This window comes from Mycolicibacterium komossense (assembly GCF_025822605.1).
GTDB lineage: Bacteria > Actinomycetota > Actinomycetes > Mycobacteriales > Mycobacteriaceae > Mycobacterium > Mycobacterium komossense.
In genome coordinates this window covers 57,350-77,255 of sequence record NZ_JACKTY010000040.1, presented here as the reverse complement: position 1 = coordinate 77,255, position 19,906 = coordinate 57,350, and the positions used below count along the sequence as shown (strand labels likewise).

Genomic DNA, 19,906 nt, shown 5'->3' with positions numbered 1-19,906 from the left:
CCGCAACCCCACCGACGAGGAGCAGCCGTGAGAAACAACCTGTCAGGCGCCGTGTGGCGTTTCGCAGTGTTCGTAGCGGTGTGTCTGGTTGGCACGTTCGCGATCTTCGCGATCTTCGCCCAACTCCGCTTCCAGCAGGAGAACGTCTACCGGGCCGAGTTCAGCAATGTCACCGGACTCAAGACGGGTGACTTCGTCCGGATCGCCGGCGTGGAAGTCGGCAAGGTCAAACACATCTCCATCCGTCCCGACACCATCGTCACCGTCGAGTTCGGTGCAGAAGAGTCCGTCGTGCTCACCCAGGGGTCGAGGGCGCTGATCCGGTGGGACAACCCACTCGGCGACCGGTATCTGGAGCTGAGGGCGGGTGCCGGCGCGCTGCAGAGAATCGAACCCGGGCACACCATTCCGCTGGCCAATACCGAACCGTCGGTGGATCTCGACGCGCTCATCGGTGGCTTCCGCCCGTTGTTCCGGGCGCTGGACCCAGAACAGGTCAATGCTCTTACGGGGAAACTGATTCAGGTCTTTCAGGGCCAGGGATCCACCATCGGCTCCTTTCTCGCGCAGACCGCCCAGTTGACCGGAACACTGGCCGATCGGGATGACCTGATCGGCCAGGTGATCCACAACCTGAACGTGGTACTCGGGTCGCTCGCCGACCAGAACAGGCAGTTCGACAAGGCGTGGACTTCGGTGTCGGACCTCGTCAAAGGTCTGTCCGCGCATCAGAACGACATCACCGCGGGCATCGCGTACACCGATGCCGCCGCATCATCCGTCGCCGAACTGATGCGCCAGGCCCGCCCACCGGTCAAGACCGTCGTCGACCAGACCGATCGGGTCGCAACACTGGGCATGGCCGACCGGGACTATCTCGACCATCTCTTGGACACCCTGCCAGACGCTTACCGGGGGCTCGCCCGTCAGGGACTCTACGGCGACTTCTTCAGCTTCTACCTGTGCGACCTGTTTCTGAAGGTCAATGGCAAAGGCGGCCAGCCGGTGTATGTGAAGATCGCCGGGCAGGCCACCGGGAGGTGCGCGCCGAAGTGAAGCTGTTCTCTGAGCGCAACCCCGCCGTCGTCGGGGTGGTCGGTACCGCGGTGGCCGTCGCACTACTCATCGGCGCGCTGCAATACAAGAAGCTGCCTTTCTTCGACGACGACCGCACCTACTCGGCGTATTTCAGCGAGACCGGTGGGATCTCGACCGGCGCTCCGGTCTCGGTGTCCGGATTCAAGGTCGGCCAGGTCACCGATGTCGAGCTCGACCGCGACCGGGTGATCGTCACGTTCCAAGTCGACAAGAGTATGCCGCTGGGCGACCGCACGGAGGCTGCCATCACAGTGCGAACGCTGCTGGGATCCAAGGTGATGGAGCTCTCTCCGCGCGGATCAGGTCAGCTGAGCGCGCCGATTCCGTTGGATCGGACCCGTCCGCCGTATCAGCTTCCCGACGCCCTCGGTGATTTGGCCACTGTCATCGACGGGCTCAACACTGAGAAGCTATCGAATTCGCTTGGCACGCTTGCAGATACCTTCAAGAACACGCCGGCCGACCTGCAGTCCGCAGTAGCCGGTGTCGCGCGCTTCTCCGACACGCTGGGCAGGCGCGACGAACAGTTGCGGAGTCTGCTGAGCAATGCGGAGAAGGCGACGACCGTTCTGGCGCAACGTAGTGGTGACGTCGCGAGCTTGATCCAGAGCACCAACTCGCTGCTGGTCACTCTGCAGACCCAGAGCGGTGCACTGGACACGATCGCCGGGCACCTGTCTGCGCTGTCGACTCAGCTATCCGGATTCGTCGACGACAATCGCGGCACTCTGCGACCGGCCCTGGACAAACTGAACGGGGTGCTCGCGATCGTTGACAAGTACAAGGAAAACGCGCAGAAATCGATCAAGATGCTCAATTCCTATGCGATGTCGTTCGGTGAGGCACTCTCATCAGGTCCGTTCTTCAAAGCGTATCTGGCGAATCTCCTACCCGGCCAGTTCGTCCAGCCCTTCATCGACGCCGCCTTCTCCGATCTGGGGCTTGACCCCAATGTGCTTCTGCCATCCCAACTCGGCGATCCTCAGGTAGGTCAGCGGGCCACTCCGGCGCTGCCCGTTCCGTTCCCACGAACGGGTCAGGGTGGTGAATCGAATCTGTCGGTCCCCGAGGCGATTACGGGAAGACCAGGTGACGCGCGTTACCCCTACCGCGAGCCCGTGCCTGCTCCGCAGCCAGGGGGACCGCCGCCAGGGCCGCCGGCTGTCATCGGTCCGGCTCCCACCCCGGAGCCCGTCACTGCAGACCCCGCACCCAGTGAGGCGGGGCAGTGATCAACCGCCGAACGCTGAGGTCGGGCTGCGCGGCAGCGCTGGCCCTGCTCTTGATCGCCGGTATCGCGTTAGTGGTGCGCACCGACAGCGTCGGGAACCGCACCGACCTCACTGCGTATTTCGACAACAGCATCGGCATCTTCCCGGGCGACGATATCCGCATCCTGGGTGTTCCGGTCGGCAGGATTGACGCCATCGAGCCCCAGCCCGAGCGTGTCAAGGTCACCTTCTGGGTCAGCAAGAAATACCAGGTACCTGCCGAGGTGCACGCGGCGATTCTGTCGCCGTCGCTGGTCAGCGCCAGGGCGATACAGCTGACGCCCGCCTATACCGGCGGACCGCAGCTGCCATCGGGTGGTGTGATCCCACAGAATCGGACCGTCGTGCCGGTGGAGTGGGACGACTTCCGGGAACAGTTACAGAAGCTGACCGAGACAATGCAGCCCACCGAGCCGGGTGGGGTCAGCCCGCTCGGCGCCTTCGTCGATACCGCAGCCGACAACCTACGGGGGCAGGGCGGCAACATCCGTGACGCGATCATCAAGATGTCACAAGCCTTTTCGGCGCTCGGCGACCACAGCCGCGATATCTTCGGCACGGTCGCGAACCTCTCGACGCTGGTGTCCGCGCTCGAGGCCAGTACCGACGTCATGCGTGCGCTCAACGGGAATCTCGACTCCGTGAGCCTGCTTTTCGCCAATGCGCCCAACGAGGTCGGTCGGGCCGTCAGCGATCTCAACACGGCCGTGACCGACGTCAGCGGCTTCCTGGCCGATAACACCGAGACGATGGGTGCCACCTCGGACAAGCTCGCGTCGATCGCGACCGCCCTGGGCCAGAGCAAGGATGACATCGAGCAGTTGCTGCACATCGCCCCCACCACATTTCAGAACTTCGTCAACGTCTACCAGCCTGCGCAGAACGCGCTCACCGGCGCACTCGCTCTGAACAACTTCGCCAATCCGGTGTCGTGGTTGTGTGGCGCAGTCCAGGCCGCGTCGCGGCTGAACGCGCAACAGTCGGCCAAACTGTGTGCGCAATACCTGGCCCCGATCGTGAAGAACCGTCAGTTCAACTTCCCGCCGGTGGGTCTCAACCCTTTTGTCGGTGCGCAGGCGCGGCCGAACGAGGTCACCTACAGCGAGGACTGGTTGCGGCCGGACCCGCCGCCGGCGAGCCCGGCGCCGGTCGAGCTCGCACCTGCACCTGCACCCGAACCCGCACCCCAGCCCACCGCCACCGACCCCGGCCAGGGGCTGAGCGGAATGATGGTGCCAACGGCAGGTGGGTCATGACGACGAGGTCGATGCGGCTCATCGCCCCGGTGGTCGTGCCCGTAGCCGTCGCGACAATCGCCCTGCTGCCCGGTTGTGCCCGTTGGCAAGGTGCCAACTCGTTGCCGCTGCCCGGTAGCGAGGGCAATGGGCCGGGGTCATTCGAGGTCGAGGCGCAGATGCCGGACGTCACCAACATCCAACAGAACCAGCGGGTTCGCGTCGGAGACGTCACCGTCGGCCATATCACCAGAATCGAACGGCAGGGCTGGAATGCGCTGGTGACCATGCGGATCAACGGAGATGTCGACCTGCCCGGGAACGCGACGGCCGAGGTCGGCCAAACCAGCCTGCTCGGCACCTTGCACATCGAACTGGCGCCGCCGACCACCGAACCGCCGGTCGGCCGTTTACGCGATGGTTCCCTGATCCCGCTGTCCCGTTCGAGCAGCTACCCGACCACCGAGCAGACGCTGGGGGCACTGTCACTGTTGCTCAACGGCGGCGGCATCGGGCAGCTCCAAGACATCACCGAGGCATTCGCCACCGCGTTCGCCGGCCGAGAACAGGATTTGCGCAGTTTCATCTCCCAACTCGACATCTTCATGGGCAAACTCAACGCCCAGACCGACGACATCATCAGCGCGAACACCAGTCTGAACAGCCTCGTCGGGCAGATCGCCGACCAGAAACCCGTGCTCGACAACGCTTTACGCACGATCCCGGATGCACTCGCGGTGCTGAGTCGCCAGCGGGACAACCTGACCGAGGCCCTGGACAAGTTGGGCAAGTTCAGTGCATTGGCCGCCCAGGCGACCAACCAGACGCGAGACACACTGGTGGCCAACCTGCGCAATCTCGGCCCGGTGCTGAAGGCGTTGGCCGACGCCGGCCCGGACATGACGCGGTCACTGAGTCTGCTCTCGACATTCCCATGGCCCAAAGAGACGTTGCTGAACTGGATGCGGGGTGACTACAGCAACCTCACCGCCATCTTCGATCTGACTCTCAGCCGTCTCGATTCATCGATCTTCACCGGTACCCGCTGGGAGGGCAAACTCACCGAGCTCGAGATGCAGTGGGGTCGCACCATCGGGCAGATGCCCAGCCCGTACACCGCCGGCAACCCGCTGGTGGCGCCCTACCACTTCGACCAGGGACCGTAGATGCGCCTGAGCAGACGAATCAGGTTGCAGCTGATCATCTTCACGGTCGTCAGCGTGGCCGCCGGGGCGATCATGATCTTCGGCTACGTCAAACTGCCCGTAATGCTCTTCGGTGTCGGCCGGTACACGGTGACACTCGATCTGCCGACCTCGGGCGGACTGTACGCAAGCGGCAACGTCACCTACCGCGGGGTCGAGGTGGGTCGGGTGCAGAAGGTGAAGCTCTCTCCCACCGGTGTGGTGGCCACCCTTTCGCTGACGTCAGATATCGATATACCGTCCGACGTCAAGGCTGAGGTGCACAGTATGTCGGCGGTCGGCGAACAATACGTCGAACTGCTTCCGCGCGGCGAACATTCGGCGCCGTTGAAGGACGGCGACGTCATCGCGGCGGTAGACACCTCAGTGCCACCGGATATCAATTCGCTGCTGGACGCGGCCAACACCGGTCTGGAAGCCATCCCGAACGACCAGCTGAGCACACTCGTCAACGAGAGCTACACCGCTGTCGGAGGACTGGGCCCGGACCTGGCGCGCCTGGTGAAGGGATCGACCGCGCTCGCGATCGACGCCCGCGAGAATCTGGACTCGTTGACCACCCTCATCGATGGGGCCGGGCCCGTGCTGAACAGCCAGACCGACAGCGCCCGCTCGATAAAGGCGTGGGCCGGTCAGGTCGCCACCATCTCGACACAGCTGAAGACGAACGACGCGGCGGTGGCCGGTATCTTGCAGAACGGCGGAGTCGCCGCCGACCGAGCCCGTGAACTGATCGACAGGATCAGCCCCACTCTTCCCATCATCCTGGCCAACCTCTCCGGCGTCGCGGACGTGGCAGTCACCTACAACGCCAGCGTCGAACAACTGTTGGTACTGGTACCGCAAGGCGTGGCGATCGAGGGCGCGCTGGCAGTCCCCAACGCCCATACCCGACAAGATGTGCGCGGCCTGTACCTGAGCTTCAACCTCAATCTCAATCTGCCGGCGCCCTGCGTCACGGGCTACCTGCCCACCCAACAACAGCGCACTCCCGATCAGGTCGACTACCCAGAACGGCAACCCGGTGACATGTATTGCCGCGTCCCCCAGGATTCGATGATCGGGGTCCGCGGAGTCCGTAACACCCCGTGCCCGACCAAGCCCGGCAAGCGTGCGCCTACCGCGAAGATGTGTGAGAGCGACGAACAGTACGTTCCGCTGAACAACGGCGATATCTGGAAGGGTGACCCCAACGCCACGCTGTCCGGGCAGGATCTGCCGCAGCCGCGCAACCCGACCGCGGACGCCGCGCAAGCTCTGCCGGCCCCGGAGGCGCAGCCGCCGCCCGCGATTGCGGCGGCACAGTACGACCCGGCCACCGGCACCTACGTCGGGCCGGACGGCAAGACGTACAGCCAGGCCAACCTTGCCCAGGACGCGCCGAAGAACCCGACTTGGCAATCGATGCTGGTGCCGCCGGGTGGGCAATGAAAACGCGCTCTCGCTCCGCCGACATAGCGCATCTACGTAACGAATGCGCGGGTGCTACGGATGTGCGGCAGCACCGATGGGCGAGATTCTTGGCAGAACTCAAACGGAATCAACAATGAAAAGCACTGGCGTGGAGGTACATATGGCACATCCGGCTGAGGACAACGATGCTGCGGACATCGTTCGAGATTTGGTTCTGGGCGGCGTCGCCGACCCCTTCCCGCTCTACGAACAGCTGCGCGAGATGGGTTCCGGGGTGCATTGGTCGGATGTGCTCGGTGGTTGGATAGTGTGCCGCTACGACGACGTCCGATCCATGGTGTCCCGGCACGACGCCTTCTCCAACGCAACGTTTTTCGACGGCGCTCCCGGGCTGCACGATCCGCAGGATCCAGAACACCGTCGGTTCATCTCGATGAGTTCGCCCCAACTCATCTTCCAGGATCCCCCCGTGCACACCAGAATTCGCTCGATCTTTCGGAGCGCGTTCACCAAACAGTCGATAAACAAGTGGCGATCTGCGATGGAAGATGCCGCCGACGAGGTGCTCGACAGGTTTCGGCCCGGGCAGGAGGTGGATGTGATGCCCCACCTCGCGGCCGATATCCCCGTCGCGGTGATCGCTTCGATCCTCGGGGTACCGAAGGACAAGTGGGTTCAGTTGCGGGAGTGGTCCGAGGCATTCGGGCGGACATTCGACCCGGGCGTGCACGGGCAGCTTCGTGATCAGTCGATCCGCAGGTCCCTGGAGATGATGGATTATCTGGGCGATCTGGTGACTCAACGGAGAGCCGACCCTCAGGACGATCTGATCACGCTGATCGCCACCACGAAGACGGATGTCGGCGAAACGCTGACTCACACCGAGGCGGTGTCGCAGGTGACCCTTCTGTTGGCGGCCGGCAACGACACCACCACCTCGTTGATCGGTAGCGCCGTCACAATCCTCATCGATGAGCCCGAGGTCAAACATCAACTGCAGGAGGATCCGTCGCTCATTCCCGTGGCGATCGAGGAAATGCTGCGGTTCGACCCGCCGTTCCACCTGAACTTCCGTAAGGCCGTCCACGACACGGAGTACGGCGGGCAGCAGATCAAAAGCGGTCAGATGTGCTTTCAGGTGATCGCCGCGGCGAATCGCGACCCGCGGGTGTTCGCCAATCCTGGCGTCTTCAACGTCACTCGCGACACGTCAAGGCATCTGGCCTTCAGCCATGGCATCCACTTCTGTGTCGGTGCGCCGCTGGCTCGCATGGAGGGTGCAGTGGTCCTGCGGAAGATCCTCGAGCGTTTCCCGGACTTTACCGCCGGAAGCGAGCCCCCGGTCCGCCGCACCAACAATGTCCTGGCGCGGGGTTGGCACAGCCGCCCCGTGAAGTTATGAGGAGGCAACGGTTATGCAGGTGATTGTTCGCTCCGAACATTGCATGGCAAGCGGCAGCTGCCGACGGGCGGCACCCGAGGTGTTCGGCAGCACACCCGAGGGGTGGGTCACGCTGTTGGAGGAGCGGCCTCGGCCCGACATCAGGACCGCGGTGGTCCGAGCGGCTGAATCCTGTCCGGTCGCGGCGATCGACGTCATCGATGACGCCGATCAGTGATGTCGACGTCGATCCGAGAACTGTTGGCGGACAGCATCAATGAATATCCGTTTTCCTAGAAGAGGTTCATGTTGAGTACTGGAAGCACCGGTGACGGTGCGCGGTTGGGGGTTCTGCTGGGCAGCGCCACACCGCCGGAGGAGATTGCGTCGCTGGCGCACTGGGTGGAGTCGTCCGGATTCGGTGAGCTGTGGATTCCCGAGGACTACTTCTTCCACGGTGGGATTGCCGCGTCGGCCATCGCGCTGGGTGCCACCGAACGGATCCGGGTCGGCATCGCGGTGGTTTCGTCGGTGGTTCGTCACCCGGCGCTGCTGAGTATGGAAGTCGCGACGCTGGCTCGGGCGTATCCCGGGCGCTTCGCTCCCGGTATCGGGCACGGAGTGCCGGCCTGGACGGCGCAGATGGGACTGACCAAGCGTTCACCGATGAGCGCCTTGCGCGAGACCCTGACCGGAGTGCGGGACCTACTCGCGGGGAAGACCGTCACGAACGACGGTGCCGTCTACACGTTCTCGGAGGTGGCCCTCACCCATCCACCGGCAGACACGGTGCCGCTCTACACCGGTGTGCTCGGTGACAAGGGGATCGCGCTCACCGGTGAGTTGGCCGACGGCCTTGTGGTCAGCGTCCTGGCCACCCCGGAGTATGTCGCCGCCACCCGGGCCAAGCTTGACGAAGCAGCGGCGGCGGCCGGCCGCAGCGCGAATCCCGAACTCGTTGTGCTGTGTGCGATCAACGTCGCACGGGATCCCGCGCTGGCTCGTCAGACCCGCGACCAGATCAAGCCGGCGTTGGCCTTCTATCTCGCGGCGGCGGGACCGAACCCGCTACTCAACGCAATTGGCGGCAACGAGCCGCTCGCCGAGATGCTCTCCCGCGGTGGCGCGGACGTGGTGCTCGCCGAGATGCCTGACCATTGGGTGGACGCGCTGTCGGCCACCGGCACGCCGGAGCAAGCCGCAGTGTCGCTGCAGCGTCTCTTCGACGCCGGCGCCGACAAGGTGGTGGTGGTGCCCCTGGTGGAGTCCAACGGTCAGGAGTCCTTGGACTCGATCGCCTCAGTGTTGCCCAGTTTCAACTCTATTGACGGGAGCCGACATGACTGACTCGGACAGTGCCGCGGTGCTTGCGGTGCACAACGGATGGTTGGCCGCCAATGTGGACCTGATCGCAGAGTCCATGCTCGGTTTCTTCCCAGCAGGTGATGGGTACCTGCAGTTCAACCTCAACGGGTCGACCTACCGTGGCGCGCAGGACAAGGCCCGGCTGTGGCGCAACCTGAAGGCGGTGGGAGCCAACATCATCAGTATCCGTGACATGGATGAGCCGAATGTAGAGATCTTCGGCGATGTCGCGCTGCTCACCTCGGTAGGGGAGTGCGAGCTCGTCATTCCCAATTCGACAGGCGCACTGGAGCGATCCGGCGTGCGGTTCCGCAACACCGAGTTCTACCGCCGCGACGACGGTACCGGTGCACCGGACTGGCGGATCTGGCATATGCACGTCAGCGAGGCAGCCGCCGAAGGCGCACTGAAGTACGTCACCGAATGACCGCCACGTTCGGCTCCCGGGACGTGACCGGGCCGGGCGGTCTGCTTGCCGTCAGCTGCTACGGGGAGCCGTCCGCGCGCGCTACGACGGTGCTCGTCCATCCCATCAACACCGGTGCTGTGGTATGGCATCCCGTGCTGCCCTTACTGGCCCAACCGGCTGTCGCACTGGATCTCCGCGGACACGGTCGGTCCGGCCCGCAGGGGCCCTTCACCGTCGAGGACGGTTACGTTCCGGACGTACTCGCGGTGCTCGACGAACTCGATTGCGAGGCAGTCCATCTCGTCGGAGGCTCGCTCGGCGGTGCGATCGCCCTGGCGTTGGCGTCGCTTCACCCGGACCGGGTTCTGAGCGTGACCACGTTCGGCTCGACGCTCGGCACCGGCGTGGCGGCAGCGGCGATAGAGTCGATGATCGCCGAGCTGGAAGCCGCCGGAGCCGACCGGTACTTCGCCGAGCTGGTACCCAAAGTCGTTGGGCCGCAGTATCAGGACGAGGCGCGGCTGTTGGATACCGTCCGGGCGGCGGGTGGTCGCCCAGAGTCCGTGGTCGCCGCGATACTGCGGGCCGCCTTCGCTGCGGATATTCGGCACCTGGTCGGCCAGGTGCGCGCACCGGTACTAGCTGTGGGCGGTACGGCTGACCCGACCTGTCCGCCTTCGATGACCGAGGAGATCGCCACCGCCACCGGCGGCGTACCCGTCATTCTCGACGGCGTCGGTCATCTGCCGATGGTGGAGGTTCCCCAGGTGGTGGCCGACTTGATCAACCAGCACAGCAACGCAGGGACAGGTGCACCGTGACGTACTCGATCGTGGCCCGGGACCCGGTGACCGGGGAACTGGGCATCGGCTCGCAGTCGCATTTCTTCGGGGTGGGACGGTTGGTCGGTTGGGGTGAGACTGGCGTCGGGGCGGTCGCCACCCAGGCATTCGTCAATGTCGACTACGGTCCACAGGCCGTCGCCGTCATGAAAGCCGGTGGCTCGGCCCAGGATGCCGTCGACAACGTCACCGCATCCGATCCCCTCAGCGCCTACCGCCAACTGGGGGTGGTCGATGCGGCGGGCAGAGCCGTGTCCTTCACCGGAGCGCGGTGCGCCCCTGCGGCGGGCGGACTGGTCGGTGACGGTGTCGCGGTGCAAGGCAATATGTTGGCCAGCACGCACGTGTGCCGCGACATGTTGGCTGCTTATCGCAGCGCCACCGGGTCGCTGGCGGATCGGCTCGTGGCCGCCATGGCGGCAGCCGAAAAGGCCGGCGGCGACATCCGGGGGTCGCAGTCCGCGGTGCTCACAGTGTTCGGCGCGGACCGGTCGGACACCCCATGGAAGCATGTCGTCGTCGATATCCGGGTGGACGATCATCCGGACCCGGTGGGAGAGCTCACCCGGCTACTACCGCGGCAACGCGCCTTCGACGTGATCGGCGAGGTCATCTTCGCTGCGGACCTGATGATCGGCCCGTACCGGAACGTGCCCCCGGAAGTGCTGCGCGACAAGCTGACCCGCCTCGCTGAGGCGGCGGAGGTGCTCGGTGACGAGAACCGCGAAGCGCAGTTCTGGCGCGCGCTGCTGTTGGCGCGCAGCGGGGACCGCGACGGGGCACGGTCCGCGTTCGCCGAACTGTTCGCCCATCGCCCGGCGCTGCGGGAGTTCCTCACCGGGATCGCGCCGCTCGGATTCCTTGACGACGTGACGGAGTACCTGTGAGTGCTGTCGGGGCGGCGGCATCGGCCGTGGATATGCGGCGCTGCGCCGAATTGGCCGCCGCGATGGTGCGCTGTGATACGCGAAACCCGCCAGGAGACGAGACCGCGATCATTTCGCTCCTGTCCGATGCCCTGACGGGACTCGGCGCGCAGGTCGAGGTTTTCGAAGCGGCACCGGGTCGCCTTTCGGTGCTGGCGATGGTGGCCGGAGCCAGTGAGCCGGGCGCCGAGCGCCGACTGACATTGTTGATCAACGGCCACATCGACGTCGTACCGGTGGTCGAAAGCGAGTGGATGACACCGCCGTTCGACGGTGTCATCCGGGACGGGCGGCTCTACGGGCGCGGGGCCTGCGATATGAAGGGCGGGATCGCAGCAGCCATCGAGGGCCTGCGCGCTTGTGCCGACGCGGGTGTGGCGATCCCGTGTGACGTCGTGTTCCATCTGGTGGCCGATGAGGAGACCGGCGGACAGTGGGGCACCGAAGCCCTTCTCAAGGCCGGCCGGATAGCGGCGGATGCGGCCGTGGTCCCAGAGCCCAGCGAGCTTCACGTCTGTGTGGCCGAACGCGGAGTGCTGATGGCCGAGATCACCGTGACCGGGCGCGCGGCCCATGGCAGCGACCCCGGGGTGGGCCGGTCCGCGGTTGCCGATGCGGCCCGATTGGTAGGGATACTGCATCAGGCCGAGTTCGGCGATCCGCCGCACCCGTTGCTTGGCACCCCGACGTGCAACGTCGGGGTGATCGACGGCGGCACGGCACCCAATATCGTCGCCAGCTCGTGTGTGCTGCGGGTGGACCGGCGCGTCCTCCCCGGGGCCACCGAGGAGCAGGCGCTGGCCGGCTTGATCAGGCTGATGGATGGTGCTGCGCCAGATATCGAGCGGACGGTGGACGTCCTTGCCTTCGCAGCCGGTTCGGAACTGGCTGTCGACCATCCGTTCGTCGGCCTGGTGCGGGCCGCCGCAGAGAACCAACCTCCGGTGCGCGGCCTGTACCTGGGTACTGATGCCCGATTCCTCCGTAACGAACTGGGAATTCCCACTGTCGTCTATGGTCCCGGGTCGATGACTGTTGCCCACAGCAGCGATGAGTACGTCACCCTTGCTGACCTCGCGGCGGCCGCACGCACTTTCGCCAGGCTCTTCAGCTGTTTCGGAGACGAACGGGCAACGGCTGAGGCGGCGCGCGAGTTCGCGCGAGGAGCCCGATGAAATCCAGGTGCCCCGATGGGCTTGCGGTGGGATACCCGACCGGGTCCTTCGCGGGCGACGCCGTCGGTGAGTAAGTGGACGAGGTATTCCAGAATTGGCGTTACAGTTGATGAGTGCCGGCGCCCGAAGAACAGCCGCCGCGGCCCAGACTCACCTCACGGGGCGCGGCCACTCGTGCTCGGATCGTCGGTGCCGCTGCCGAGCTGATGCATGTGCAGGGCGTTGCGGCGACCACCATCGACGACGTGCTGGCGGCCAGTGCGACCAGCAAATCGCAGTTCTACCAACACTTTGACGATAAGACCGAACTGGTCTACGAGGTGATCACGGTGCGCGCCGATGAGATCCTGGACTGGCAGCGGTTGCGGCTGGAGAAGGTCGACTCATTCCGTGGGCTCTATCAGTGGCGCGACGCGATGGTGCAGCGCTGCGTGCTGCGGCGCGGACTGTGGGGTTGCGAGTTGGGCTCGCTGGCCGCTGAGCTGTCCGATACCGATGACCGGGCCAGAGCCTCGCTCAACGAACACTTCGAGCAGTGGCGCCAGATGCTGGCCGAGGCCCTCGAGCGGATGCGTGACGGCGGTGTGCTGAGCGCCGAGATCAATGCATCGGCGCTGGCCACGGGTCTGCTCGCCGCCGTCGAGGGCGGCTATCTCTTGTCGCAGACCGCGCATGATCCGCGCCCGATGCAGACGGCACTGAACATGGCAATCGACCACATCGGATCATTCCGAGTGGCCGAATCGGTGGCCTGAGCGAGCGCGGTCCCCAGCTGTCTGGACCTGTCGGGCCAGACAGCCGGGACGTCGCGTTAGTGGTCGCCGGGGATGGCGGTCGCCGGCGTCGGCGCCTTCACTGTCGGGGTGAACTTGTTGCCGCCGTTGGGGTCGAGCCCCTTCTCGGTCGGGGTGGCCGACGGCGCGGTGGTGGTAGTGGTGGTAGTCGTTGAGGTAGAAGGGCTTTCACTGCTGTTGCTACCGCACGCTGCGGTCAGCGTGCCCAGTCCGACAATGGCAATTGCCCCGGCGGCAGCCGCCAGGCGACGTGACTTCATGGTGTGTCCTCTTCGATCGCGCGGTTGACGGGATTTCGTGCCAGAGATAAACTGAACTATATAGTCCAACTCCAACCTTCGTCAACGTCGAGAGCGCTGACGGAGCTGGGTGGGGTAAAACCTGCTAGTCCATCTGATTGGCCCCTCTGAAATGGGCGATCGGGAATGTGAGGCCCCAGAACCGTCGAGTGTGCGTCCAGGTCCTCCTGTCGCGGAAGGCTTGCCTGGGCGCACACTCGGCCTGGACTCAGGTCAGCTGGTCGGCAAGCCTGTCACGCAGTTCCCGCTTCAGAATCTTGCCGTAGCTGTTCTTCGGCAGTTCGTCGACGAATTCGTACCGTTTGGGCCGTTTGAATCGGGCGATCCGCTGCAGCAGGTGGGCGTCGAGGTCGGCGGGCTCGACCTGGCCGACGACGAATGCGACCACCACCTCACCCCAGTCGGCATCGGGAGCGCCAACCACGCAGGCCTCAAGCACGGCCGGATGCTCGAGCAGCACCTCCTCGACCTCCCGCGGATAGATGTTGCTGCCGCCACTGATCACCACGTCCTTGGAGCGGTCTCGCAGGGTCAGGTAACCGCGGGTGTCGAAACAACCCATATCGCCGGTGCGTAGCCAGCCGTCGTGCAGGGTGGCGGCCGTGGCATCGGGGTTGTTCCAGTAACCGGCCATCACCACATCGCCGCGGCAGACGATCTCGCCGATCTCGCCGATTTCCGCCAGGGTTCCGTCGGGCCGCCGCACGGCGACGTCCACGCCGGAGCGTGCGTATCCGACCGAACCCAGGACGACGTCGTCGGCGCCGAGGTGATCGGCCTGCCGCAGTCCGGTGATCGTCATCGGTGCCTCACCCTGGCCGTAGAGCTGGGTGAAGATCGGACCGAATGCCGCGAGTGCTCTTTTCAGGCTGTCGACGTACATCGGACCGCCGCCGTAGACGATCGTGCGGAGCTGCCGGGGCCGCGGCCGGCCGGTCTGGACGAGACGCTGGACCATCGTGGGTGCCAGGAATGTGGCGCACCCCGGGTGGTGGTCGCAGAGGTCGAGAAACTCCTCGGGCTCGAAAGCGCCGGACTCCGGAACGACCTGTCTGGCTCCCCGCAACACGTAGGGGGCGATGTACAGACCGGAGCCGTGTGACATCGGTGCCCCGTGGACCAGGCTGCAGTTCTGGTCGGCCGCATCGAAATCGGCCAGGTGCGCCACCGTCATCGCGATCAGATTGCGATGCGAGAGCATCGCACCTTTCGAGCGGCCGGTGGTGCCGCTGGTGTAGAACAACCACGCCAGTGCCGCGGGATCGGTGTCGGGTGGGTCCGAAGGCGCTGTGGTGAAACGATTTTGGTAACTCGCACCGGTGACCACCTCCACCGGCATCTCGGTGGCCGGTGCGAGCGCGGCCCCGATCTTGGCTGAGGTGAAGACCAGCGCCGCGCCGGCATCGTCGAGAATCTGGAGCATCTCCCGGACGTGGAGTTTGAAGTTGACCGGCACGACGACGCACTCGGCGGCCCAGATTGCGAACATCAGCTCCACGATCTCCGGCCGGTTCTCGCTGGCGATCGCGATCCGCGCGCCCGCGGGGACGGACTGCCGGATCGATGCGGCGAGCCGCAGCGCCCGCTCCCGCAGTTCGCTCCAGGTGCAGACCTGGCGCCGGCCGTGGAATACCGCGCCGCGGTCACCGAACCGGGCGGCAGCCTGGTCGAGCAGCGTGAAGAGGTTCACTGCTGACCTTCCCGAGCTCGCCACTCCGAGGTCAAGGCGAAATCCGACAGGAACTTGGTGGAACTCCAGCCGCCGTCGACCACGATGGTCTGCCCGTTGATGAAACTTCCCCCTGGCGAGCACAGGAACGCCACGGTACTGGCGATATCGTCGACCGAGCCCAGCCGCTGATGCGGTGTCATCTCGGTGTTGACCTTGCGGAACCGTTCGTCGTCCAGTCGCTGGACCACCATCGGCGTCAGCGTGACGCCGGGAGCGACTGCGTTGCAACGGATTCCCTGCGCGCCGTACTGGCAGGCGATATGTGTGGTCAGGGCTGTCAACCCGCCTTTGGCTGCCGAGTAGGCCCCGCCGCGCAGGCCGCCGACGACAGCGAAAGTCGACGTCACGTTGATGATCGCCGACCCCGGCGGCATATGCGGCAGCACGTCGCGGGCCAGCCGGAACGGCGCCCGCAGCATCAGCGACAGAAAGTAGTCCAGGGTGTCGTCATCGGTCTCGTGCAGCGGCTTGGGACTGCCGACGCCGGCGTTGTTGACCAGAAAATCGATGTGCCCCCAACGTTCGACGGCCGCCGAGACGATCCGTTGCGGCGCGTCGTCTTCGGTGAGATCGACAGCGACGGTTGCGATGCGGTCCGCATCGCCGACCGCCCGCTCGAGATCGGCCAACCGCTCAGCGTCGCGGCCGGCCCCGACGACCGCCATGCCCAGCTCGGCGAGCTTGGTGGCGCAGCCGAAGCCGATACCGCTGCTCGCCCCCGTCACAACGGCCACCTGCATGCTCAGCCACCCACCTTGGTCGAGTTCTCGGACAGCACCGCGCGGATCTGATGCTTGAGCACCTTGCCCGCATCGTTTTTCGGTAGTGCATCCCAGATCGCCACTTGTTCAGGAACTTTGAAGGTTGCGACGCCATGAGCCATCAGCAGGTCGTGTAGCTCGGTCAGCCCGGGGCCGGAGGTGGACGGCGCGGGCACGATGACCGCGCACGCTCGCTCGCCGGTGCGCGCGTCGGGCAGGCCGACGATCGCGATCTCCACGATATCGGGATGCCCGAGAAGGATGTCCTCGACTTCCTTGGGCGAGATGTTTTCGCCGTTGCGGATGATGATGTCCTTGGCCCGTCCGGTGACCACCAGGTAGTCGTCGTCGACCCACTGCGCCAGGTCGCCGGTGCGGAAATAGCCGTCGGCGTCGAAGGCGGCAGAGCCGTCCTCGGGGTGCAGGTAACCGCGCAGCATCTGAGGTCCGCGCGCGCAGATCTCCCCGGAGGCCGACAATCGGATGTCGGCGATGCCCGGCTTGCCGTCGGTGTCGGCGGCATGGTCGGCGTCGTCGACCGTCGTGCAGCCCACGGTCGTGACCGGGACCTCGGTCGAGCCATAGACCCGGGTGACCACGGCCTTCTCGAAATATGCTGTTGCCCTGCGGATCAGCGTCGGAGCGACCGAGGCGCCACCGCAGACGAACACCTTGAGATCCGGCAGCCGGGTGCCGGCACCGGAGGCGGCCGTGAGCAGCTGGTCGAGGAAGGGGGTGGCACCGGCTATGTGGGTGCAGCACTCATCGACCATCAAGTCGACGGCGTCTGCGGCGTCCCAACGTTCCATCAGCACGGCGGTGGTGCCCAGCAGCAGCGGGCACTCGAACGCGTAGATCGAGCCCCCGATATGGGCGATGGGGGAGGGGACCAGGAACCTGTCGCCGCGCTCCACCAGCCAATGGTCACGGATCTGGCAGATCAGCGCATGGATGGAATTGTGACTGTGCAGAACACCTTTCGGTTTCCCGGTGGTGCCCGAGGTGTACATGATCATCCGGACGTCGTCGGGGTGCAGGGCGGGCAGCGCGTACGCCGGGCCGTCGAACAACGACTCGTAGGGGGTGTGGCGATCGGTGCCGCCACGCACGACGACCACCTCGGGTGGAGAAGTCGACGAGGCTGTCACCCTGGCGAGCATCGCCCCGTAGTCGTGGCCGCGGAAAATGCCGGGCGCGAAGATCATCCGGCTGTCGGCGTCGCCGAGGATGAACCGCAACTCGTGATCGCGTAGCGACGGCAGGATCGGATTCACTGCCATCCCCGCGAGGGTGGCACCCAGATAGATGACCGCTGCCTCGTGCCAGTTCGGCAGCATGAACGACACCACGCTGCCCGGTGCCATCCGCTGTGACAGGGCGTGAGCCAGGCCGGTCGCTCGGGCCTCTAACGTGCTGCAGTCGAGCCGGTGGTCACCGTCGACGAGGACTTCACGCAGCGGCGTCTCACGGGCGGCGTCGCGCAACGAATCGGCCAGGGTCGATGTCACCCACAGTCCGCGGGTGTAGGGATCGGTCACTGCTCGTCCCTCACCCGCCGCAACGTCATCGAGTGGCGGAAGCGGGAGGCGGGGTGGGTGTTGATGGTGACCTGCGCAATATCGCCGTCGGAGGTTTTGTAGGTGCGGTGCACCTCCACGGCGGGCGAACCGGCCGGCACCTGAAGGCGTTCGGCGAGTTCCTGGGTGACCAGTACGGCACCGATCTCCTGATAGACCTCGACGACGCTGATCCCGAACAAGTCTTCGATCAGGGGGAAGATCGGACCGCTGTGCCGCTGGAGCATGCGCCCGACCGCGGCGTAGGCGCGGTTGATGTAGTACTCGGTCCAGCAATGGGTGTATTCGGCACCGACGGCCTGGCGGAAACCGAGGACGGTCAGCCATTCCTGCCCCTCGGGAAGTCCGGTGCGCGAGGCGAGTTCCGCGTCGAGAGTGACCATCCGGGTGGCTTCGATATCGAGCCCGGCACCGCTGGCGAAGGCCAGTAGGTCGTTGATCGTCATGTTGTCCTGCGCATACGAGCTCACGGTGACGCGCGGTACCACCATCGTGCCGGCCCGCGGGCGGGAGGACACCAGGTTGTCCTCCCGGAGACGCCGCAGTGCCTCCCGCACCGTGTATCGGCTGACCTCGAAACGCTCACACAGTTCGTGTTCGGTGGGCAGCTGGGAACCCACCGGATACACCCCGTCCACGATCTCCTTGCGTAGGGTGCGGGCTACCTGAAGATAGCGGTGATCGGCTGGGGTGACGGTCATCTCGATCGGCTCCGGCGCAGCGCGAGCACGCTGCCCTCTCCGTCGGCCGACACATACAGCGTGCCGTCCGGGCCTGCGGCGATCCCGGCGAACGGGCCCTGCGGCCCGGAGAACGGCGGCATGCCGTTGAGGGGCTTGGGGTGCACTCCGGGCGGCGGCCCGATGGGCAGGCCCGCCGCGATCGTCGTGCGGGTACCGGTGGCCAGGTCAATCGCGAGCACCGCCTGTTCGCCCGCGTCCACGACGAACAGCTCGTCATCGGCGGCGAGCAGACCCTGGGGCCGTTGCAGACCGTCGACGACGGCCTCGACGCTGCCACCCGAAACCCGTACCACCCGACCGGATTCCGCGACCAGGACGGAGCCGTCTGCTGTCACGGTGATACCGACCGGCTCGTCCAGCCCCGATGCCAGCACCTCCACCCCGCCGGAGCCCTTGGCGTCGACCGCCACCACCCGCCCGGAGCCCTGTTCGACCGCCACTACCGCGCCCGGCAACAGCCCCACGCCATAAAGCTGTTCGAAACCGTCTGCCAGGTAGTCGCATTCGTGGGTCGCCGGGCGGTAGCGCGCGATCTGCCCGCCCGAGGTGGTGACCGTGAACTCGCCGGGCCCCGAGGCGACCAATCCACGCAGGAACCCCGGATACCCTGGGGAGAAGAGCATTCCCACCGTCTGCATGGATCCGTCGGGCAGTAGCACGTAGAAGTACGTCCCGTCGGCGACGTAGACGCGGCCGTCGGCGCCGACGGCGAGATCCAGCGGCCAGTTCAGGGCGCCGGGCAGCGTGGTTCTGGTGGTGCCGTCGCCGAGGATCTCGGTGATCTCGCCGGTGAAGTTCGACGCGAACAGCCTGCCGTCGGCGATGGTGCAGTTGTCAAGGCCGGGAGTCAGCTGGGCGAGCACGGTCTGCCCACCGGTGCGCGGGTCGATGCGCAGGACCTGGCCGCTGGCCACCTGAGTCGACACTATGCAGCCGTCGGCGTCGAACTTGACCGAGTCGGGCACGCCGAGCCCGGTCGCTATCACTTCTGGGCGAAGGTCCCGCTGCCCGTCCGGGTCGATGCGCCAGATCTCGTTGGCCCCCATCACGGGGAAGTACAGCAGCCCGTCGGGTCCGACCTCCATGGCGTTGGGCGACGGCACGTTCTCCAGGAGCACGCGCGGTGCACCACCGGTCAGGTCGAACTCCATCAGGCGGCCGCCCTCGCGGCACTCACCGATGAACAGCCGCCCGCGGTGGAAGGTGATGCCGTTCGCCGAGGGGATGTCGTCGCGCAGCACGCGGGTGGTGCCGTCGGTGTCGCGCACGCTGACCCGGCCATCCATCACCTCGGTGGCGAACAGATTGCCCTGGGCGTCGAATGCGACGTCGTCGGGCGCGATGATCTCGCCGCCCTTGGCGCTGACGGTTTCCAGCTCCCCGGTGGCCAGGTTGAGCGCGCTGATCTGGCTCCCGGTCACCTGCGCGATGTAGATCCGGCCGTCCGGGCCGGTCCGCAGACCGTTGGCGCCGAACAGTCGGCTCGGCGGGACGAGGCGGTCGAGGCGCCACCCTGGCGCGAGCGTCGGCGACAGCGGGGCAGCGTAACGAGTCTTCGGTCCGCCGGTCACGCGTCGGACGATATCAACTCGAAGTAGTCCAGACAATAGACAGGGCAGCGGCCGTTAGAACCCTTGACGGGTCTATCGCCGCTGCGGAATAGTGTTCTTCAATTGGTAG

General features: G+C 65.7%; 19 protein-coding genes. 13 read left to right on the top strand and 6 right to left on the bottom strand.

Annotated elements, in window-relative coordinates:
- The first annotated feature begins 27 nt into the window (after positions 1–27).
- From H7J73_RS24910 to H7J73_RS33745, 13 genes are all read left to right on the top strand, one after another.
- On the top strand, positions 28–1,056 hold the full coding sequence (locus H7J73_RS24910; RefSeq protein WP_264070411.1) for an MCE family protein: 1,029 nt from the start codon (positions 28–30) through the stop codon (positions 1,054–1,056).
- Positions 1,053–2,330: an MCE family protein gene (locus tag H7J73_RS24905; protein ID WP_264070410.1), complete on the top strand. Its 1,278-nt coding sequence runs from the start codon at positions 1,053–1,055 to the stop codon at positions 2,328–2,330. Before H7J73_RS24910 ends, H7J73_RS24905 begins: the two co-directional genes overlap by 4 nt.
- A complete protein-coding gene (locus tag H7J73_RS24900; RefSeq protein ID WP_264070409.1) occupies positions 2,327–3,625 on the top strand; it encodes an MCE family protein in 1,299 nt (432 codons plus the stop codon). The genes H7J73_RS24905 and H7J73_RS24900 overlap by 4 nt, the downstream gene beginning before the upstream one ends.
- Entirely contained in the window at positions 3,622–4,770 is a 1,149-nt protein-coding gene (locus H7J73_RS24895) for a virulence factor Mce family protein (protein ID WP_264070408.1), read from the top strand. The genes H7J73_RS24900 and H7J73_RS24895 overlap by 4 nt, the downstream gene beginning before the upstream one ends.
- Positions 4,771–6,240, top strand: coding sequence for an MCE family protein (locus H7J73_RS24890; protein ID WP_264070406.1), 1,470 nt, complete (start codon positions 4,771–4,773; stop codon positions 6,238–6,240).
- A gap of 142 nt (positions 6,241–6,382) precedes the next feature.
- Complete coding sequence (locus H7J73_RS24885; RefSeq protein ID WP_264070405.1) at positions 6,383–7,624, top strand: cytochrome P450; 1,242 nt, start codon at positions 6,383–6,385, stop codon at positions 7,622–7,624.
- A gap of 13 nt (positions 7,625–7,637) precedes the next feature.
- On the top strand, positions 7,638–7,841 hold the full coding sequence (locus H7J73_RS24880) for a ferredoxin (protein WP_264070404.1): 204 nt from the start codon (positions 7,638–7,640) through the stop codon (positions 7,839–7,841).
- A gap of 68 nt (positions 7,842–7,909) precedes the next feature.
- A complete protein-coding gene (locus tag H7J73_RS24875; RefSeq protein WP_264070403.1) occupies positions 7,910–8,950 on the top strand; it encodes an LLM class flavin-dependent oxidoreductase in 1,041 nt (346 codons plus the stop codon).
- On the top strand, positions 8,943–9,395 hold the full coding sequence (locus H7J73_RS24870) for a nuclear transport factor 2 family protein (protein WP_264070402.1): 453 nt from the start codon (positions 8,943–8,945) through the stop codon (positions 9,393–9,395). Before H7J73_RS24875 ends, H7J73_RS24870 begins: the two co-directional genes overlap by 8 nt.
- The gene (locus H7J73_RS24865; protein ID WP_264070401.1) at positions 9,392–10,198 is read left to right on the top strand and encodes an alpha/beta fold hydrolase; all 807 of its coding nucleotides are present in this window, start codon (positions 9,392–9,394) and stop codon (positions 10,196–10,198) included. The genes H7J73_RS24870 and H7J73_RS24865 overlap by 4 nt, the downstream gene beginning before the upstream one ends.
- Positions 10,195–11,106 carry a DUF1028 domain-containing protein gene (locus tag H7J73_RS24860; RefSeq protein WP_264070400.1) on the top strand — a complete coding sequence of 304 codons (912 nt, stop codon included), beginning with the start codon at positions 10,195–10,197 and terminating at the stop codon, positions 11,104–11,106. Before H7J73_RS24865 ends, H7J73_RS24860 begins: the two co-directional genes overlap by 4 nt.
- The gene (locus H7J73_RS24855; protein ID WP_264070399.1) at positions 11,103–12,320 is read left to right on the top strand and encodes a M20 family metallopeptidase; all 1,218 of its coding nucleotides are present in this window, start codon (positions 11,103–11,105) and stop codon (positions 12,318–12,320) included. The genes H7J73_RS24860 and H7J73_RS24855 overlap by 4 nt, the downstream gene beginning before the upstream one ends.
- Positions 12,321–12,433: 113 nt before the next feature.
- The gene (locus tag H7J73_RS33745; RefSeq protein ID WP_264070398.1) at positions 12,434–13,075 is read left to right on the top strand and encodes a TetR/AcrR family transcriptional regulator; all 642 of its coding nucleotides are present in this window, start codon (positions 12,434–12,436) and stop codon (positions 13,073–13,075) included.
- A gap of 56 nt (positions 13,076–13,131) precedes the next feature.
- Here the strand turns inward: H7J73_RS33745 and H7J73_RS24845 are convergent, their stop codons facing one another.
- The 6 genes from H7J73_RS24845 to H7J73_RS24820 form a co-directional block, all read right to left on the bottom strand.
- The gene (locus H7J73_RS24845; RefSeq protein ID WP_264070397.1) at positions 13,132–13,374 is read right to left on the bottom strand and encodes a hypothetical protein; all 243 of its coding nucleotides are present in this window, start codon (positions 13,372–13,374) and stop codon (positions 13,132–13,134) included.
- 247 nt (positions 13,375–13,621) lie between these two features.
- Positions 13,622–15,103: an AMP-binding protein gene (locus tag H7J73_RS24840; protein WP_264070396.1), complete on the bottom strand. Its 1,482-nt coding sequence runs from the start codon at positions 15,101–15,103 to the stop codon at positions 13,622–13,624.
- Positions 15,100–15,885, bottom strand: coding sequence for an SDR family NAD(P)-dependent oxidoreductase (locus tag H7J73_RS24835; protein ID WP_264070395.1), 786 nt, complete (start codon positions 15,883–15,885; stop codon positions 15,100–15,102). The genes H7J73_RS24840 and H7J73_RS24835 overlap by 4 nt, the downstream gene beginning before the upstream one ends.
- A 2-nt stretch (positions 15,886–15,887) precedes the next feature.
- A complete protein-coding gene (locus H7J73_RS24830) occupies positions 15,888–17,444 on the bottom strand; it encodes an AMP-binding protein (RefSeq protein ID WP_264070394.1) in 1,557 nt (518 codons plus the stop codon).
- Positions 17,441–18,184 (bottom strand): GntR family transcriptional regulator, encoded by a 744-nt coding sequence (locus tag H7J73_RS24825; protein WP_264070393.1) that lies wholly within the window; start codon positions 18,182–18,184, stop codon positions 17,441–17,443. Before H7J73_RS24825 ends, H7J73_RS24830 begins: the two co-directional genes overlap by 4 nt.
- Complete coding sequence (locus tag H7J73_RS24820; RefSeq protein WP_264070392.1) at positions 18,181–19,797, bottom strand: SMP-30/gluconolactonase/LRE family protein; 1,617 nt, start codon at positions 19,795–19,797, stop codon at positions 18,181–18,183. The genes H7J73_RS24825 and H7J73_RS24820 overlap by 4 nt, the downstream gene beginning before the upstream one ends.
- Positions 19,798–19,906: the final 109 nt, after the last annotated feature.

Bases quoted from the DNA above. Each gene is read 5' to 3' on its own strand.
- H7J73_RS24895 (WP_264070408.1), top strand. From the start codon at position 3,622: ATGACGACGAGGTCGATGCGGCTCATCGCCCCGGTGGTCGTGCCCGTA.
- H7J73_RS24890 (WP_264070406.1), top strand. From the start codon at position 4,771: ATGCGCCTGAGCAGACGAATCAGGTTGCAGCTGATCATCTTCACGGTC.
- H7J73_RS24885 (WP_264070405.1), top strand. From the start codon at position 6,383: ATGGCACATCCGGCTGAGGACAACGATGCTGCGGACATCGTTCGAGAT.
- H7J73_RS24880 (WP_264070404.1), top strand. From the start codon at position 7,638: ATGCAGGTGATTGTTCGCTCCGAACATTGCATGGCAAGCGGCAGCTGC.
- H7J73_RS24875 (WP_264070403.1), top strand. From the start codon at position 7,910: ATGTTGAGTACTGGAAGCACCGGTGACGGTGCGCGGTTGGGGGTTCTG.
- H7J73_RS24870 (WP_264070402.1), top strand. From the start codon at position 8,943: ATGACTGACTCGGACAGTGCCGCGGTGCTTGCGGTGCACAACGGATGG.
- H7J73_RS24865 (WP_264070401.1), top strand. From the start codon at position 9,392: ATGACCGCCACGTTCGGCTCCCGGGACGTGACCGGGCCGGGCGGTCTG.
- H7J73_RS24845 (WP_264070397.1), bottom strand. From the start codon at position 13,374: ATGAAGTCACGTCGCCTGGCGGCTGCCGCCGGGGCAATTGCCATTGTC.
- H7J73_RS24835 (WP_264070395.1), bottom strand. From the start codon at position 15,885: ATGCAGGTGGCCGTTGTGACGGGGGCGAGCAGCGGTATCGGCTTCGGC.
- H7J73_RS24825 (WP_264070393.1), bottom strand. From the start codon at position 18,184: ATGACCGTCACCCCAGCCGATCACCGCTATCTTCAGGTAGCCCGCACC.